The following is a 16703-nucleotide window of genomic DNA, read 5'->3' as shown; positions in this document are numbered from 1 at the left end:
TACTATCTATTTTTGAAAATAAATTTGTAAAAATGATAAATAAATGGGAACGCTATTAAAATTAGATTTCTCAATTCAAACTTTAAAACGCTGTATAATGTGGGCCTAAAAAATCTCTCTTGAATCAATTCATCAATTTCAAAATTGATACGGTTTGTAGTAGGTTCACTAATTATCCGATTACTAAATCTTGGTAAATTTGCTAGAGGGTTTAAATTGTCTACTGTATGTGTAGCATCCTCTGAAAATCCAATATTAGTAATCATATTCTTTTGGGGCAGAATAGCTTTCTTACCGTTATTCCAACAAGTGAACATCCACTGATAATCCCAAGTATCAATTTCGCCTTTAATTGTTTGATTAAATATAGACTTCCAATAATATCTATCTAACCAATTGCTAAACATTTTATCAATAAAATTATTCGATTTAATATTTTTCAAATGGATATCATAATCTTTCCATCTTGACCTCCAAGTTGCCCAGCCCCAAATAAGTGTGTACTTAGAAAAGAAATAATCCTCCATTATGAGGGAATCGCATAAATGATTACTCCCAGCTATGTGAGAAACGCTAAAATCAAATTCGTATTTAACTAATAATTCAGCGCAATAATGGAAAAATGAAGGATCAGGCAAGCAATCATCCTCTAATATTATCCCTGACTTTTCATTGGTAAAAAACCAATCAATTGAACTGCTTACTGCATGTTTACAACCTAGATTTGTATCGGAAAATTTTGTGAATATTTCACAATTCCAATTACAATTCTGAAGTAAATACTCTCTTATTTCATAAATGATTAAAGCCTCTGAAGGCTTATTTACCCTGGGTCCATCGGAGGCTAAATATATTTTACTGGGTCTAATCTCCTTAATTTGATCAAATACTAATCTTGTTGATTCAAATCTATTAAAAACAATAAATAATATAGGTACATTGAAAGTTATGTTTGAATTACTTTCCGCCATTTTTAATCAAATTATAAATTTGCAATATATTTTCTTCTTGCTTAGCTGCTGTAAACTTGTGTTTAACATTATTTTCTGCAGCATTACTCATTTGCTGGTATAATAATTTATCATTTAGTATGATGAAAAATGCTTTTAAATATTTTTCAAAATTATTACTTACAACAAGTCCCGATTGTCCATTTACAATTGTTTCTGGTAATCCACCAGCATCAGAAACAATACAAGGAAGACCAAAAAATTGTGCCTCAATCACAGATATTCCAAAACTTTCAACGATACTTGGCTGAAAATAAAGATATGACCTAGCGTAATACTCTTGCACATCACTTCTTGCCCCTATAAGTTTTATTCGATCATAATTCATACACTCAAGTCTCATTTGATCCAATAAATCTCCCTCACCTATCCATAGAAATTCAATATCATCGTACAATTGAGTGATTTTTTTTGCAACCTCTAACCATAATTTCGGATTCTTGTACCATACAACATGGCCGACAGTTAAGATTATTTTTTTTTTAGGATGAATCTCTTTTTTCGGTAAGTCTGACCCAACAAAATGGGGACTATTATAAACGATTTTAGTATATTTTTCTGGCACCCCCCATAGTTGAATAAGTTCAGAGCTTAAGTATTGTGAAACTGTAACTATAAATTTATTCTTGCATGACATTAATTTTGGAATTACAAAAAATAAATATGATTTAAATGAGAATTTTGCAGGTGTACTATGTAAAAAATAAACTAATTTTCTTTGCCGAAGAAAAAACAAAAAAAAATTAAACCCTGGAGATCCGGTACTCGAAATGATTAAATCAGGTTTAGCCTTAAAAATTATTGGGAAAAACGTAAAAGCCTCGAAAATCAATGAAAAGTAATTACGCCTAAAAATTGATCCTCTTGCTTTATTCAAAATTAAATTATGACCAAATTTAGCTAGCAATTCCTTCAACTCATCATCAAAATCATTTCTATCAATTACTAATGTTATATCATCTCTAATTTTATCATGTAAATTAACTAATTTAATTAAAAAAGAACGAGTTCCTCCATATCTTGCTGCATCTGCAAATATTAGTACTTTCATGATTTATCTTTTTGAAATCAGGCCAAATTTCCTCATCAAGTTGCCCAAAGAGCCAACAAATGATATAAATGAATCATATTTCTTTAATCTCAAATATTCATGTATAGTTGTTAAATATATGTCTGGAGTATATTTCTCAATAGCTTTAAGGCGCTCTAATTGATGTTTTAATGAGTGTGCCTTAGAATTACTTACACCATCCATATAATGAGTAGAAATAATGAGATCAATTTTAGAATACCTAGCTTTTTGAATTGCCAAGTAAAAAAAAGCATAATCCCCTACAATTTCAAAAGATTCATCATACCCTCCATTAATCAAAAAAAAAGCTCTTTTGATTAATGTACTAGGATGAGACAAATATTTTTCTAGCAAAAAAGATACATCAGGGTTTTCCGGCGACCTAAAATATTGATTTCCCCCATCATGATTAACTGCATGTAAATCTCCAGAAATTAATTCTGAATCTACATGTTTAACAATTTGCTCGCTTATTAAAAATAATGTATCACTGGAATACAAGATATCCCCACTATTTAAAAAAAGTAAAAAATCTCCAGAAGCAAGTGATGCCCCCTTATTCATAGCATTATAAATTCCAGAATCTAATTCGCTTCTCCAAAAAGAAATACTCGTTGAAAATTCATGAATAATGTCAAGACTTCCGTCGATTGATTTTCCATCAATGACAATAAACTCAAAATCACATTTTTTCTGAGAAATTACACTTTCTATAGTTCTTTTGAGACCAGAACTGTTATTCTTATTTATCGTAATGATCGAAATCTTAGGCATATTTAGTTCATATTTTTTTCACAAACCAATTGATACTTATAAAGACCAATTTCGGAAGCTAACTGATAAAACATCCAAAATAATGAAAGTAATATGCCTAAAATGCCATCTTTATATCCCTTTCGGGTAATAAAACTATAATTAAGTTCTACGAAAGGAATAACTAAAATTTTCAAGATACTTGTTTTTCTGCCTGATTCAAACCTCGTCTTACCTTCTTTTTTAAGATATCTAAAATGCTTCCCCAAAAATACTAACCATCCTTGCACCCAGTAATGATGCAATATCAATCCGTTCGAAAAAGGCAGATCTAGGCTATTAAAACCCAATTTATTTTTTCTGCCAATATGTATAATTGGCTCAAATAAAAAACGATTTCTATTCACAAGAATTGGCTTCCTATTTTCTCCTCCCCACGGCGTACCAATCAAGGCATGATTTATAAAATAAAATTGCCAAGGAACATTGATTGAGGCAATGTCAGTAGATTTCTCAATTAGATTAAAATTCTCCTGAAAATATGTCCCTAATTTAGGATCAATAAATTCGTCAGGATCAATATAAATTACCCAATTATGCTTAAGAAAAGGAACCAACTCTGCTTGTACATACTCTGCACATGGAACTAAATCATGATATTGTATATCAGCGCCCATTTCCTTGGCAAGAGACACCGAATTATCTTTCGAACCTAGATCCACATATACAATTTCTTCACAAAAACTTAGCGATCCAATACATTTTTGAATTAAATGAGCTTCGTTCAATCCAACAACTATTGCTGAAATTGGGAGTTTAAGCATAAATCAAAAAAATATCATCTGGATTATAATTTTATTCGATTCCTCCAATAAAAATCTTCTACTTTGTGTAATGAAGGAGTTGGGTTAATGCAAATAAGCTTTTTACCCATAATCCCATAGTTAAAACCATCTTTATCAACTTTATACTTTTCATGTATAAAATTCAGATTAAATTTAGAATACTTTGTATTTGCTATTTTTAAGCCATCAAGAACATCATTTTGTTCAACATGATTAATTATTGAATCTATCTGCTTGCTAATAAATGGCTTTTTATTCAATAACTCCCATCTCCATTCAAAATCTCCATCTTCCTCCCCCACCCCTAACAATCTTTCATCAAACCAGCCAACTTTATCAACCTCTAATCTATTTAACAAGACATGACTCCAACTTGAATTAATTTTAAAAGAAGCAGTTGGGTCTAATTTTAATTGACACTCAATTTGATCAAAAAAGGTTGAACTAGTGATTGTCACATCATCATTTAATAGTAATAAATTATGATTGCTTGAATTAATTAGCGTATTATTCCATAATTTAGAAAGTGATCTAAAATTCGTATATAGAGAAGGATAAATATTATCATAACTAGATAGAAATTCTAGAATTTCTCTTCTATAATTCTGATTTTTCGATTTAAGATTACCATTAACAGACACTATAATTTCTACATCTGGCCTGTATTCCTTTATTGATGTAATCAATGGCTTGAAATAATTTTCAAATCTTTTATCAAATGTTACTATACCGATACTGTATGAAACATCAGGTTTTTTTTTAAATAAATTGAACATGCTATTTTTTCCAAAAACTGTAAATCCCGTTATCTAACTCATATTTATCCCAAACAAAACGTTCTCTCATAGGTTGAATCTTAGCCCACTCCCACATAATTTTTAATCCATCAATTAGGTCGGTTGACTCTGTATAACTTAATAGTTTTATTGATTTTTCAAAAGTGGGATGGGCGTCTTTTACCTCATGTCTCCCCTCCAAATAAACAACTTCCCCAGCTCCTATTACTTCTTTTAATATTGAAGCTGCTTGATTAATTGTATAAGCTTTAATTCCACCTAAATTGATTATTTGTTTAGATGCCTCAACTCGTACTGCCGCATTCCAAAGCGGTTCTAAACAATCATCTATAAAGCTAAATGCCCTTTTCTGCTCTCCATCCCCAAATATTGTCATTGGCTGATCATTTAATGTTTGATACATCCAAATACCCAATACATTTCTATATTTATCCCATATATTTTGATTTAAGCCATAAACATTATGAGGTCTAATAATGCACCAATCTAAACCATGTTGTTCCCCTGCAATTTGAATATCCATTTCGCAAGCATATTTCGCAACTCCATAAGGATCAATAGGATTAGGTAAATCAGATTCTTCAAAGGGAGGATTCCCTTGACCATAGACAGCCATTGATGATGTGAATACTAATCGACTAATCGAGAATTCTATACATAAATTGACAATATTGGCAGTAGCGAGTAGGTTATTGGTATAATTAAATTTTCTAATAAATGGAGAAAGGCCCTCAGCAGCATAGGCAGAAAAATGATAAACAATATCAAAATTATGTTTTTCAAATAACTCTCTTAGACTATTCGAACATGCATCAACTTGATGAAATTCCACAAATTTCCCCACATTTTCCCGATAACCTCCTGATAAATCATCAATTCCTACAATCTCAATCTCGGGAAATTTTAAGTGTATCCACTCAGCCATCCTTGAGCCGAGTAGACCAGCTATACCTGTAATTAATACTGAATTAACTTTTTTCATAAAAATATTTATAATTTAAACTATATTTTAAAAAACCCAAAATCTGAAAAACTCATTAAACGACTACCTTTTGTGAATTTTTCCTCAATAAACAAAGGCACATTGCTAATGGTAAAAATAGACTCCACATTTGGATAAGCAAACGTAATATTTAAAAATAGTGGCCCTGAATTCATATTAGGTGGAATATTCAGAGTTTTCTTAAACATACATATTCCTTTATTTATTTTTATTATTTCACCATCAAAATGACCAGGGGCGTGAAATAAGATTAATGAATTTGTTGTACTTAAAAGAGAAACTTCAAAGTTGCCAGATATTACATCTTCAGTATTAGCCTCAATTTCAATTTCTAATATATCAGAAACTTGAACCGTGCCAGACGCGATTCCATTTATCTGAATTGATTTTATTGAAAAGTTGGATTTAATCTCAGAGAGATAATTTAAAAAATTCAATTCCAAATTATTAGTTGCTTTGGCTAAATATCTAGAAGAAACCATTTCAATTTCACCGAAAGAATCCAATTTCCCATCAACTAATAATAACCCTTTATTACAAAGATTTTTAATCGCATCCATATTATGGCTAACAAATAGAATAGTCCTGCCTTCCTTCGAATTAACATCATTCATCTTTGATAAACACTTTTCTTGAAATTCGGCATCACCAACCGCAAGAACCTCATCAACAATAAGTATTTCACTCTCAAGATGGGCAGCAACAGCAAATGCCAATCTAACATACATGCCTGAAGAATACCTTTTGACAGGAGTGTCTATATACTTTTCAACTCCAGAGAATGCAACTATTTCATCAAAATTACGTTTAATCTCATGCCGTTTCATTCCAAGGATTGCACCATTTAAAAAAATATTTTCTCTTCCTGTCAATTCAGGATGAAATCCAGTTCCAACTTCAAGTAAACTAGCTACGCGACCCTTAAGTTTAATTCTTCCTGATGTAGGAGCAGTAATTTGACTTAATACTTTCAATAATGTACTCTTGCCAGATCCATTTTTACCTATAATACCTAAAGAATCTCCTTGATTCAAACTAAAATTGATATTCTCCAAAGAGTTCACAAAATCTTTACCAGACTTATTATTCCCACCAAATTTATTCCCAATTTTTAAGTGCGGGTCTTCTAGTTTAAATAAGCGCGCAAAAAAACTTTCTATATCTCTTGTAAGAGTACCTGACCCTAATTCTCCTAGGCGATATGTCTTAGACAGGTTTTCTACCGAAATTACTTGCATGTTAGATCAAATTGTATCAATAAATGTTTTTTCAACTTTGTTGAAAAGCAAAAGTCCAACAAAAAAAACAATAATAGAAGTTAAAAAAGAAGCAAAAAAAGACGTTAAAGTAAGAACGCCTTTACCAAACAAGGAACATCTAAGACCTTCAAAAATATATGTCAAAGGATTGAAATACAACATACTCATGAAATGACTAGATTTGTTTTGCAATAATTCAAGAGAATAAATAACCGGTGTTGCATACATAAAAAGTTGTACTCCAAAAACAACTAGAAAGGCAAGATCTCTATATTTTGTAGTCAGGGAACTCACTATCATTCCAAAACCCAGACCTTGTAAAAATAAAAAAAACATAAAAATTGGAAACAATAATAATTTAAATTCAAAATAATAACCAATTGTACCCTTTAGATTGAAATAAACTAATAACCCAACTACCAGACATAGTTGAATTAGCAATTTAATTCCATTTGAAATAACAATGCTTAAAGGCATAATTATTCTAGGGAAGTAAACTTTACCTAGAATTTGAGTATTATCCTTAAAAACAGTTGAAACTTTAATTAAAGAATCAGCAAAAAAAGTCCACGTGGTAATTCCAAGTATATAAAATAAAGGTCCTGGTAGTCCATTAGTAGGCATCCCCGCTAAATTGCTAAAAACAAAAGAATATATAGCTGTCGTAAATATCGGTTGCAGTAAGAACCAAATTGGGCCGAATATAGTCTGCTTATAAAATGAAACTATGTCTCTTTTCACAAATAGAAACAACAAATCTCTATATTCCCAAACTTTTAAAAATTGAAAATTAAATAACGACTTATCTTTATTTATCTCAATATCCCAGCTCTCTTTCTCTAGCATAATCCAAACAATTAATTTAATTTGCAAATTAGATGTTATATCTTCTCAAAACAAAATATATTTATTTTAGTACTTAAAAATCTTAATTAACAAATGGCAATCAGAAATATTTACATATTATTAACATTAATAACTTATGGTATAATTATTATTGGCTATAATATGGGTGTTAATTTAATAACACTTTGGCCAGGAGATTTCCCATTTCAGGATATAAATCTCATATCCGCATCATTAGAATCTTTGACAAAAGGATTCAATCCATATTTACAAAATCCCTTCAACCCTTCACAAGGGCTATTAAATTACCCAAAACTATGGCTTATATTATTCGATTTGCTAGGACTAAAAACTGATCATACTATAAAGGTTGGATTCTGCTTAATTATAGTATACGTATTGATCTGTTTTTTAATTTTCAAACCTAAAAATCTATTACAATTAATTCTATTATTTTTTCTTGTCGTTATATCTCCAAACATTCTATTATTGTTAGAAAGAGCTAACTGCGATATTATCATATTTACATTAACATATATCTCAATTTATTTTCTAAACCTCTTTTCTAAAACGGCTCAAAAAAAGTATTTAACAATATCATTGTTAATTACACTATTCGCATCCTTTTTAAAAATTTACCCAATAATGTTGATTTTTTTATTGATAAATGAAGACTTAAAACTACCTATAAGGCTCAGACTAATAATAATATCCCTAGCGATATTTATTATTTACTTTATAGTAGAAAGAGAAAATATGTATTATGTTCTAATCAATTCAAGTTATCCAATTGAGATCGCATATGGCAAAAACGTTTTTTGGGGCCACATACTAAAAGGGAAATTTCTTTCAATTATATCAAATTTGACTATAGGTTTGTTAAGTGTAATCTCTATAATGTTTTATCTATTTAATAAAAACTCATCCCGTATTTTACTGATTTCTAAAGATAATGGTATGAGTCAAAAACTATTCTTAACAGGCTCTTTGATATATCTATTAACCTTTTTTATAGGGAATAACTTTGACGTAAGATTGATCTTTCTAATTTTTACATTACCACTAATATTTGATAACATTTCACAAAGACCCGTTTCAATTATTTTGATAATAATTTATTTTATTAACTCGTATGGGACTACCTTATCAAATATTATAGCCCCAGAACCAGCTCATTTGCCGAGATTTTCGTCAAATTTAATTCATTTAGTTGAGGAGATTATAGAGGAGTTTTCATCTTGGATTCTTTTCTCTTTGCTTTTAATTAATGTATTCAATTTATTATTTAGAGAACTTATAAAAAATAAAAAACTATTGTCCGTAATAAGCACTTAATCCATGCTTTCTCTTAAAATGTTTATCTAAAATATAATCAGGAAATTTGATTTTATTATTTAAATTAATTGAGTGATATGCCATATGAGCACAAGCTTCTATTGATATGGCATTTTCAAATGCATTATTTGATTTTTCCCCCCACGTAAATGATGCATGTCCTGCTAATAAACATCCTGGTATGCGCATTGGGTCTATTTTTTGATCATGAAAATATTGTACAATTTGTATTCCTGTCTCTTTTTCATAAGCACTTTCTACTTTGTCTTTATTTAGATATGGAAGACATGGCACATCTCCATTGAAATGATCCGAATGTGTTGTGCCTAATATGGGAATAGATTTACTTGCTTGAGCCCAAATAGTTGCCCATGGTGAATGAGTGTGAACGATACCTCCAACTGAATTAAATCCTTTATATATTTCCAAATGTGTTAATGTATCTGAACTTGGTTTTAATTTAGAATCAATTACATTACCATCTAAATCAACAAGAACCATATCTTGCCATTTTAATAATGAATAAGAAACCCCACTTGGTTTAATTGCAAATATCCCATTTGTGCGATCAAATGAAGAGGCATTTCCCCAAGTTAATACAACTAGTCTTTCTCGCACTATTCCCATATTTACTTCAAAAGCTTCTTGCTTTAATTGGTCTAAATATCCTGTTCCCATAGGTGAGTATATTTTAAATTAGTCATAACTGCATTTGGATTAAACCCCAAAGATTTCATTGAATGGCGATATGGTATGATATCATTAGGTCTCCCCCATCTTTCTGGACAAACTAGACATGTTTGCATAGGTGACAATGCAAGAATACTATTAGAATTGATAGGTAGTTTGGTATTAGTATCGACCCACACCCAATCAACTAATTTGCTGTAATTATAAACCAATTCAATGGGTTCATCTTCGGAAAATCTAACCGCTATAGCACGTTCTCCCAAACGGCTTGCTCTATATAAATAAGGAAACTCAACATCCAATAAAAAAAAAGATGGAATATTCCTTTCTCTTACTAATTGCAATACATCATTCTCAATCCCTGCCTCTTTTATATTTAAAACTAGCAACCCATGTTTATAATTGTCTAAATAATCAACTAAACTATCTCCCGAAAGATACGGTTCGTGGTTTAAGATCAATTTACTATCCTGTGATCGAATATCTATTTCACACCCATATTTTACAGGAACGTTAATTAAATCCTTAATTTGGTTTATTCTATGTATGACAATTTCCATCAACGATTACCTTTTTTGATGTCATTCCTTAATTCAATTATATACTTTAATGTTCTGTTGATCAATTTAAATTTCCCACCTATTGTACCTCCCCCCTTCGCCTCGCCAAATTCTCGTTTCGAAAAAAAAACAGAAAACGAATAAATAGAAATTTTAATTTTATTGGCTACAAAAAGTAAATATAAATCTAAAGAAAAGTCAAAAGGAGCTTTTTGAAGATGAATCATAAAGTCTCGATGAAAAACTTTTGGCTGAGCATTAATATCCCATAAATTTTGATTTAAAAAAAAGGAAGACAATAATGACATCCCCCCTGTAAAGAGAGTATCAAAAATATTCCTACCTCTTCTTTCCCCTTTAACAATACAAAAGTTTGAATCTAAATCAACTTTAAATTTTTCATATGCAAGAATAACATCTTTGGGATCTGTTTGTAAATCTGCATGAGTCCAAGATAAAATATGGCCATCAGCTGCATATAAACCTTGCAAAATACCAAAACCGTAACCTTTATTTGTGGGGACTAAGACAGATTTTGCGAATATATACCTCTCTTGTGCTAATAATTGGTCTAACACATTTTGAGTATTATCAGTTGATCCATTATTCACAAATACAAATTGAATATCATGCCTTCCATTACAGGCATAGTAACAAGCTTCTAATAATTTATTCAATGATTTAGACTCGTTATAGCAAGGAATTACAATGGATAAAGCAATCACTTTATTGTTTTTTTTCTAAGACTACTTGTCTCTGTAATGCAAAAAATGAGGGGAAAATTTTACATAAAACCTTATCCATCAAACTTGTTATTTTTAACAAAATAAAGGGGAATGGAATATATTTGGTTTTACTTATAACTCCCCCAGAATTAATAAAAAGAAAAAACTCGCTGAATCCTGTATGTATATTTCTAAAATATGGAATATTCTTATTAAACTCCTCTAAATTATCAAATAATAAATTTGGTATAGCGCAATTGGCAGACCAGAGGTCTTGTGGATCTGTACATATCAAATTTCTATCAAATACATTGATTGTAAAATCATACCCTTCATGTCTCATTAATCTTAACAATAACTTCATTGATGTAGAGCAATTTATTTCTTGAATGATTAATTTACCTCCTGGTTTCAATATTCGAACCATCTCCTCGAAAAATAAAGTTGGGTAAGGAACGTGGTGTATCATATTAGAAGAAACAACAAAATCTAAACTGGCCGAAGCAATATTTGTGTTTAAGGCATCGACCATTTTCAAATCAAGCCATTCGTTGTCTGCATAATCGGTAATTTTAAAATATTCTGATTTTATAAATTCTTTACTTACTCCTGTGCCAGCACCTACTTCAATTCCTTTATCAGTATTTTGAATAAATTCATTCATCCAAGAAAAACGATTTTCCAATAAATAATAGAGATTATTAGAAACATTATTGTAGAAATTTTTTCTAGCTCGAAGCGTATCACCTTCAAAATTCATTCGATTTTCTTGATGACTTAGTGGCTTATATTTCATATATTATTAATATTAATTTTCAAACGATTTTTAAAATACGTTAACCAATATTGATATTGCTTATAATCCTGCGGAGTGCCCCAGCATATGTATTGATCCACTTCATGAACATGTATATTAAGGCCTAATTTTATTGCAACATCAATAGCAACATCAATATAAAATTCATTATTTATTCTATAATTTGATTTAACCATTTCATCTACAGAGTCAAAAAAGGACTTCGCTTTTTTAAAGGTAAATGCTCCGATTATTGCGTGATCACTCATTGGATTTTTACTTATTGGAATCTTACAACTAACATGAGTGGCTTTAGTTGCATTAGGTTCAGTTTCTACCCAACCATACATTTTAGGATTTTGAAGTACTGCCGGATTATTTCTAAAAGTCCAGATCCAACCATCTAATTCTAGATTTTGATACATTTTATCTATAATACTCTGATCATATACCATATCGTTATCGGAAGCTCCAATGTTTAATATAGCATCATCAGGGATATGTTCTCGGGCGGCCAAACAAGTAATTGCTTGGCCCTCTGTTAACTTATCAATAGTTACAATTACAACATTATTCAAATATTTTTCCAATATTTCTTTAATTGGATATTCTTGAATATGATGCTCTCTACATACAAAAATATTTTTGTCGGCAGTTGGCAATGCTTTACATGCACGAACTACCATTGGTATACCATCTAAATCTATAAATGGTTTAGGAATTGTAAATCCTGCATCTTTAAATCTTTGACCCTCTCCAGCCATTGGCACTAGATTAATTCTCATTTGATTATTTATTGCCAAGTATATATAAGTTGATGACTATCATCTAATATTTTAAATAAAGCAAGGCTTCCACTACTTTCTATCTGATTTAAATTGATTTTTGTTGTCTTTATCTCATCTATTAATTTCTTGCCCTCATTTTTAACCGAAGCTACAGTTAAGTGTGGAATCCAATGACTTCCTACAAAAGGAAATCCGTAACGATCATATGATTCTTTGTATTTCCCTTCCCAAATATTATTATAAATTATGGGGGTTTTTACAAAACGTAAAAGAGACTCAGATAAGTCTTGTTGAAATTCAAATGCCATAGAGTTTGGCACTAAGCCAACTGATAATGTATCACCTCCTGTTGCCAAATCATTTTCAAATATTTTCCAAGAATCGACTAAAAAATTAATTTTTGCATTTTTAATACTTAATATAATTTCAGATTGATCTTGTTCATGTGCATTAAATAAAAAAATGGTTGAGTGTACTGGATGATTTAAAAAAATTGCATTAGGCTCTACTTTTCGGAATCTATTCTTCCAAGATTCTACATATTCCTTTAGCTCTTCATTCGGAATCCAAAATAAACCATATTTATTAACTGGTCCTCTAAATCCTACTAATTCATCTTTATACTTAGTATGTTGTTCTTTTGTAAAACTCGGAATTAACTTATTATTAAAAACAAGGAAGTGATACGCTTCAAGATGACGAGGATTCATCTTATGCCAATTATAAATAGGTTGGTTATACACTTTACCTAATAGTGCTCTCAAAACAATGTTATGAGTTACAATAGCAATCTTATTTTTTGCAAATCCCTTATTTATAAAATTCTGAAGCCTATTACTCACATCCAGCTGACTCTCGCCATCAGGAAACTTTGGATCTTCATTTTTATTCCAAGATTGAACTAGTTCAGGAAATCTAACATTTAACTCATTTAAAGTTAACCCCTCGGCTAAGCCATAATCAATCTCATTTAGCAATTCGTCCTGATAAAGTTCTTTACCTTTAAGTAGCTCTCCAGTCTCTAAGGTTCTTACTAGGGTTCCGGTATAAACTACATCAAAGTCGTCATCACAAAAAAAATCAATTGGCTTATTTATGGAGGGATTTCGTCGTACTCCAAGAAAACTTCCATCATTCAAATTGGTCTTCCCGTGTCTAAAAAAAGATAATTTAGTTAACGCTAAATTATTCATCCAGGTTGTAAGCTCATTAATGAAATCTTCAAGCCTAATAAAAATGTTATCTGGCTCTCTATCATTTTCATATTTCCAATTGTGTAGTTCAACTAAAAATTTAGAATGATTCTTAAATGAAGAATTTAAAGAGCCAAAAATTTCTGTTAATTCAAAAATCGTGTATCTATGATTTACTTGAAATAAAATCTTAATTAAGTTAAGTTGTAAGAATTTTAAAACATGATATGCATATTCTTTTTGATGTCTATCATCAATTTGAAACGTATGTTTTTTTTCAGAATACGGTTCTATCGAAAAATCGTATACCCTATAAGTAATAACTTGATTCTTTAAATCATCTAAGTATGCTTCCAGCCCCCTCCTTGTGCCCAATAGGTCATCTAATTGTACACCTGATGCAGGATAAATTTCAGATAGATTCTTGCCAAATATTGCTGGGAAAAACTCCCAATCTAGGCAAGTAAACGGACTTTCCAATACATGTTTGCGATGACCTTGTATATCATATACCATGATATGGAAAACCACGGCTTTTTCATTGTTAAACTTCAATGGCCCGAATGTCATATTGAGCTTAATACTATGGTCTTCTAGCCCAATGTCAACTCCTTTGATCGAACCTGCTGCAACTTCTATCTCACTAAATTTGGTTTTAGAAAGCTCATCAACAATAACAATTATATCAATGTCACTTATCAGATTAATATCAATAGAGGATTCAAATGAGCCTACAAAAGTAATCGAATTTAAGCCATTTATTGGCGCAAGTTTATTTACAATTTCAGTTTTAATCTGCTCTTTTAATAGATTAATATTGAGCATATTCTCCAGATGTTTGCAAATGCATAATATTTTTAATCGGATTTGGAGCTCCTAAAATATAGGACCCTGATACTACCGATTCAACATTTAAATATTTAACTGTAATATCATTTACGCCTCCATCAACACAAATTTCAAATTTTACCCGATTCTTGTGATTATTTAATTTTTCTAAAATAGAAAGTGCTGATAAATCAAATTTTTGTCCTGAAAAACCAGGCAGCGGTATTGAGAGCAATAATACATGCCTAATTTTTCCCTCATCTGTATATGCATCTATTATTTCAATTGGTTCATCTAAACTTAATGCAATTCCAGCCTCTACTTTACTTGAATTTATTTTGTCAATAACTTCTGATAAATCTTCGTCAATTGTCGGATGAACATAAATTACATCGACATAAGCAAGCAAATCATCAAGCCAAAATGATGGATTCTTTGACATTATGTGTACCTCTATTTTCTTTTTTTGCCAATATGCTCTCACAACTTCAGCACGATAGGCTCTAACATCTTTACAACTTGAATTATACGTCTTATCGACAATGTCTATATGAATAAAATCCGAAATGTTTGAAATTTTATTATATATCAATTTTATATCTTCTACTCCATCAGCATAAATTGCTACACCAACTTTTTTATACTCTTGAAAGGAATACCTTCGATGAAGAAGATAAGAAAACATAGAAAACATTCCAGCAATTGCAAATCGGGAAAAGTCTAAATCATATCCTAGATTCTTAATTCTACCTCTTAATATAATTTGAATTGTGAAAGAAAGCGTTGAAATTAAGGTAAAATATAACAAAGCTTTTTTTCTCTTTGAGGGAGTAATATGAAAATTGAATCTAACATTTAGAATAAAGGCCGAAATTAGGCCAAGTATAAATGCAAAAAATGTAGCCGCTAAATGATTAAGGCCATAGAATAATAAAAATTTAGATATTACAAGCTCAATAACGAGTGATAAAAATCCAAAAACGATATATAAAAGCAAAAACCGATATCGGTATATTAAAAAGTAAACTTTTTTCACTTTAAATAAATTTATTAAATGCTAATAATAAATTCCCAAATAATATCAATTAAAATGATTGTTGTTTTGCAGGATAAGCTTATTGACAAATTTATAGTTCAACTTAATTGCAAAAGACCTATTGAAGTTCTAAAAAACAAAAAGATACAACAAAACTATTTTGATTTTTGAAAGATTAAAATATTCAAAAAATTAGTACGATGAGTTAACGGCTTCGCCCTCCTCAACAACAGGGTCATAAATGAAAATGAGGAGTAAAGATAAACAAATTGGCAGTCAGATTAGAGGGAAATTATCTAAAGGTTATATTAACCATCGGAAAGCCAAGAAAGATTCAAAAAACTGATTTAGTTATGTTTAAATATAATTAAACAAATTGTCCCATTATTATAAATTCCTATTTTTACCCCCATGATTCTTCGGACAGAAAATTTAGTTAAGAAATACGGGCAGCGTTTGGTAAACGACCATATTTCGTATCAAGTGGCTCAAGGTGAGATTGTTGGCCTATTAGGTCCCAACGGCGCGGGGAAAACGACCTCTTTTTATATAGCTACTGGTTTGGTGAAACCGAATGAGGGCAAGGTGTATTTAGATGATATGGATGTCACGGATTTGCCGATGTACAAACGGGCACGTTTGGGAATTGGGTATTTAGCTCAGGAAGCATCTGTCTTTAGAACCTTGTCGGTGGAAGAAAATATCCTCGCTGTTCTTGAAATGACAAGTTTATCCAAGGCCGAACAAAAAGAAAAAACCGAAAGTCTCCTTGAAGAATTTTCTCTTACACACGTTCGTAAAAGCTTAGGCCAAGTGCTATCAGGTGGCGAACGCCGCAGAACAGAGATTGCACGCGCATTGGCAGTTGACCCAAAATTTATCCTTTTAGATGAGCCTTTTGCTGGAGTTGATCCTATTGCTGTGGAAGAAATTCAAAGTATCGTGGCCAAATTGAAATACCGAAATATTGGCATCTTAATTACTGATCATAATGTGGATGAGACGCTCTCCATTACGGATCGGGCTTATCTTTTGTTTGAGGGTAAGATTCTGAAGGCTGGGACGCCGCAGGAATTGGCGGATGATGAGCAAGTACGACGACTGTATTTAGGGGCAAATTTTTCTTTACGTAAGAAAATGTAGGCCCTAAATACGGTCGTCTAAGAC

At 30.8% G+C, this 16703-nt stretch carries 17 protein-coding genes; 2 read left to right on the top strand and 15 right to left on the bottom strand.

The window, feature by feature from the left end; genetic code table 11:
• Window positions 1-2: 2 nt before the first annotated feature.
• From AC1W6K_RS02755 to AC1W6K_RS02720, 8 genes are read right to left on the bottom strand one after another with little or no spacing between them, the layout of a single operon-like run.
• On the bottom strand, window positions 3-971 hold the full coding sequence (locus AC1W6K_RS02755) for a nucleotide-diphospho-sugar transferase (protein WP_481946358.1): 969 nt from the start codon (window positions 969-971) through the stop codon (window positions 3-5).
• A complete protein-coding gene (locus AC1W6K_RS02750) occupies window positions 958-2061 on the bottom strand; it encodes a glycosyltransferase family 4 protein (RefSeq protein ID WP_481946357.1) in 1104 nt (367 codons plus the stop codon). Before AC1W6K_RS02750 ends, AC1W6K_RS02755 begins: the two co-directional genes overlap by 14 nt.
• A gap of 3 nt (window positions 2062-2064) precedes the next feature.
• Window positions 2065-2856 carry a glycosyltransferase family 2 protein gene (locus AC1W6K_RS02745; protein WP_481946356.1) on the bottom strand — a complete coding sequence of 264 codons (792 nt, stop codon included), beginning with the start codon at window positions 2854-2856 and terminating at the stop codon, window positions 2065-2067.
• Window positions 2857-2858: 2 nt separating this feature from the next.
• The gene (locus tag AC1W6K_RS02740; protein WP_481946355.1) at window positions 2859-3659 is read right to left on the bottom strand and encodes a glycosyltransferase family protein; all 801 of its coding nucleotides are present in this window, start codon (window positions 3657-3659) and stop codon (window positions 2859-2861) included.
• 23 nt (window positions 3660-3682) lie between these two features.
• Window positions 3683-4456: a hypothetical protein gene (locus tag AC1W6K_RS02735; RefSeq protein WP_481946354.1), complete on the bottom strand. Its 774-nt coding sequence runs from the start codon at window positions 4454-4456 to the stop codon at window positions 3683-3685.
• A 1-nt stretch (window position 4457) separates the two neighbouring features.
• A complete protein-coding gene (locus AC1W6K_RS02730; protein WP_481946353.1) occupies window positions 4458-5459 on the bottom strand; it encodes an NAD-dependent epimerase/dehydratase family protein in 1002 nt (333 codons plus the stop codon).
• Between the two features lie 20 nt (window positions 5460-5479).
• Window positions 5480-6718: an ABC transporter ATP-binding protein gene (locus tag AC1W6K_RS02725; protein ID WP_481946352.1), complete on the bottom strand. Its 1239-nt coding sequence runs from the start codon at window positions 6716-6718 to the stop codon at window positions 5480-5482.
• Between the two features lie 6 nt (window positions 6719-6724).
• Window positions 6725-7585, bottom strand: a complete 861-nt coding sequence (locus AC1W6K_RS02720) for an ABC transporter permease (protein ID WP_481946351.1) — start codon at window positions 7583-7585, stop codon at window positions 6725-6727.
• Window positions 7586-7678: 93 nt separating this feature from the next.
• On the opposite strand from AC1W6K_RS02720, the gene AC1W6K_RS02715 reads away from it, so the two are divergent.
• Window positions 7679-8920: a hypothetical protein gene (locus tag AC1W6K_RS02715; RefSeq protein WP_481946350.1), complete on the top strand. Its 1242-nt coding sequence runs from the start codon at window positions 7679-7681 to the stop codon at window positions 8918-8920.
• Here AC1W6K_RS02715 and araD read toward each other — a convergent pair.
• The 7 genes from araD to AC1W6K_RS02680 are packed head-to-tail and all read right to left on the bottom strand — an operon-like array spanning window position 8897 to window position 15536.
• Complete coding sequence (gene araD / locus AC1W6K_RS02710) at window positions 8897-9598, bottom strand: L-ribulose-5-phosphate 4-epimerase AraD (RefSeq protein ID WP_481946349.1); 702 nt, start codon at window positions 9596-9598, stop codon at window positions 8897-8899. The genes AC1W6K_RS02715 and araD overlap by 24 nt on opposite strands.
• Entirely contained in the window at window positions 9580-10170 is a 591-nt protein-coding gene (locus tag AC1W6K_RS02705; RefSeq protein WP_481946348.1) for a PI-PLC domain-containing protein, read from the bottom strand. Before AC1W6K_RS02705 ends, araD begins: the two co-directional genes overlap by 19 nt.
• Window positions 10170-10895, bottom strand: coding sequence for a glycosyltransferase family 2 protein (locus AC1W6K_RS02700; RefSeq protein ID WP_481946347.1), 726 nt, complete (start codon window positions 10893-10895; stop codon window positions 10170-10172). The genes AC1W6K_RS02705 and AC1W6K_RS02700 overlap by 1 nt, the downstream gene beginning before the upstream one ends.
• Window position 10896: 1 nt before the next feature.
• Window positions 10897-11691 (bottom strand): class I SAM-dependent methyltransferase, encoded by a 795-nt coding sequence (locus tag AC1W6K_RS02695; protein ID WP_481946346.1) that lies wholly within the window; start codon window positions 11689-11691, stop codon window positions 10897-10899.
• Complete coding sequence (locus AC1W6K_RS02690; protein WP_481946345.1) at window positions 11688-12455, bottom strand: glycosyltransferase family protein; 768 nt, start codon at window positions 12453-12455, stop codon at window positions 11688-11690. Before AC1W6K_RS02690 ends, AC1W6K_RS02695 begins: the two co-directional genes overlap by 4 nt.
• A 29-nt stretch (window positions 12456-12484) precedes the next feature.
• Entirely contained in the window at window positions 12485-14497 is a 2013-nt protein-coding gene (locus AC1W6K_RS02685) for a histidine phosphatase family protein (RefSeq protein WP_481946344.1), read from the bottom strand.
• Window positions 14484-15536: a GtrA family protein gene (locus AC1W6K_RS02680; protein ID WP_481946343.1), complete on the bottom strand. Its 1053-nt coding sequence runs from the start codon at window positions 15534-15536 to the stop codon at window positions 14484-14486. The genes AC1W6K_RS02685 and AC1W6K_RS02680 overlap by 14 nt, the downstream gene beginning before the upstream one ends.
• Window positions 15537-15947: 411 nt before the next feature.
• Here AC1W6K_RS02680 and lptB point away from each other — a divergent pair, with 411 nt between their 5' ends.
• Complete coding sequence (gene lptB, locus AC1W6K_RS02675) at window positions 15948-16679, top strand: LPS export ABC transporter ATP-binding protein (protein ID WP_481946342.1); 732 nt, start codon at window positions 15948-15950, stop codon at window positions 16677-16679.
• Window positions 16680-16703 lie beyond the last annotated feature (24 nt).

The organism is Aquirufa sp., from assembly GCF_964796385.1.
The sequence above is the reverse complement of the archived record's forward strand: the minus strand, read 5'-3'. Positions and strand labels throughout refer to the sequence as shown.

What these genes read in the sequence shown, in the direction of transcription:
- AC1W6K_RS02705 (WP_481946348.1), bottom strand. Translation starts at nt 10,170, where the DNA reads ATGGAAATTGTCATACATAGAATAAACCAAATTAAGGATTTAATTAAC.
- AC1W6K_RS02740 (WP_481946355.1), bottom strand. Translation starts at nt 3,659, where the DNA reads ATGCTTAAACTCCCAATTTCAGCAATAGTTGTTGGATTGAACGAAGCT.
- AC1W6K_RS02720 (WP_481946351.1), bottom strand. Translation starts at nt 7,585, where the DNA reads ATGCTAGAGAAAGAGAGCTGGGATATTGAGATAAATAAAGATAAGTCG.
- AC1W6K_RS02715 (WP_481946350.1), top strand. Translation starts at nt 7,679, where the DNA reads ATGGCAATCAGAAATATTTACATATTATTAACATTAATAACTTATGGT.
- AC1W6K_RS02750 (WP_481946357.1), bottom strand. Translation starts at nt 2,061, where the DNA reads ATGAAAGTACTAATATTTGCAGATGCAGCAAGATATGGAGGAACTCGT.
- AC1W6K_RS02685 (WP_481946344.1), bottom strand. Translation starts at nt 14,497, where the DNA reads ATGCTCAATATTAATCTATTAAAAGAGCAGATTAAAACTGAAATTGTA.
- AC1W6K_RS02755 (WP_481946358.1), bottom strand. Translation starts at nt 971, where the DNA reads ATGGCGGAAAGTAATTCAAACATAACTTTCAATGTACCTATATTATTT.
- lptB (WP_481946342.1), top strand. Translation starts at nt 15,948, where the DNA reads ATGATTCTTCGGACAGAAAATTTAGTTAAGAAATACGGGCAGCGTTTG.
- AC1W6K_RS02725 (WP_481946352.1), bottom strand. Translation starts at nt 6,718, where the DNA reads ATGCAAGTAATTTCGGTAGAAAACCTGTCTAAGACATATCGCCTAGGA.
- AC1W6K_RS02735 (WP_481946354.1), bottom strand. Translation starts at nt 4,456, where the DNA reads ATGTTCAATTTATTTAAAAAAAAACCTGATGTTTCATACAGTATCGGT.
- AC1W6K_RS02695 (WP_481946346.1), bottom strand. Translation starts at nt 11,691, where the DNA reads ATGAAATATAAGCCACTAAGTCATCAAGAAAATCGAATGAATTTTGAA.
- araD (WP_481946349.1), bottom strand. Translation starts at nt 9,598, where the DNA reads ATGGGAACAGGATATTTAGACCAATTAAAGCAAGAAGCTTTTGAAGTA.
- AC1W6K_RS02730 (WP_481946353.1), bottom strand. Translation starts at nt 5,459, where the DNA reads ATGAAAAAAGTTAATTCAGTATTAATTACAGGTATAGCTGGTCTACTC.
- AC1W6K_RS02745 (WP_481946356.1), bottom strand. Translation starts at nt 2,856, where the DNA reads ATGCCTAAGATTTCGATCATTACGATAAATAAGAATAACAGTTCTGGT.
- AC1W6K_RS02690 (WP_481946345.1), bottom strand. Translation starts at nt 12,455, where the DNA reads ATGGCTGGAGAGGGTCAAAGATTTAAAGATGCAGGATTTACAATTCCT.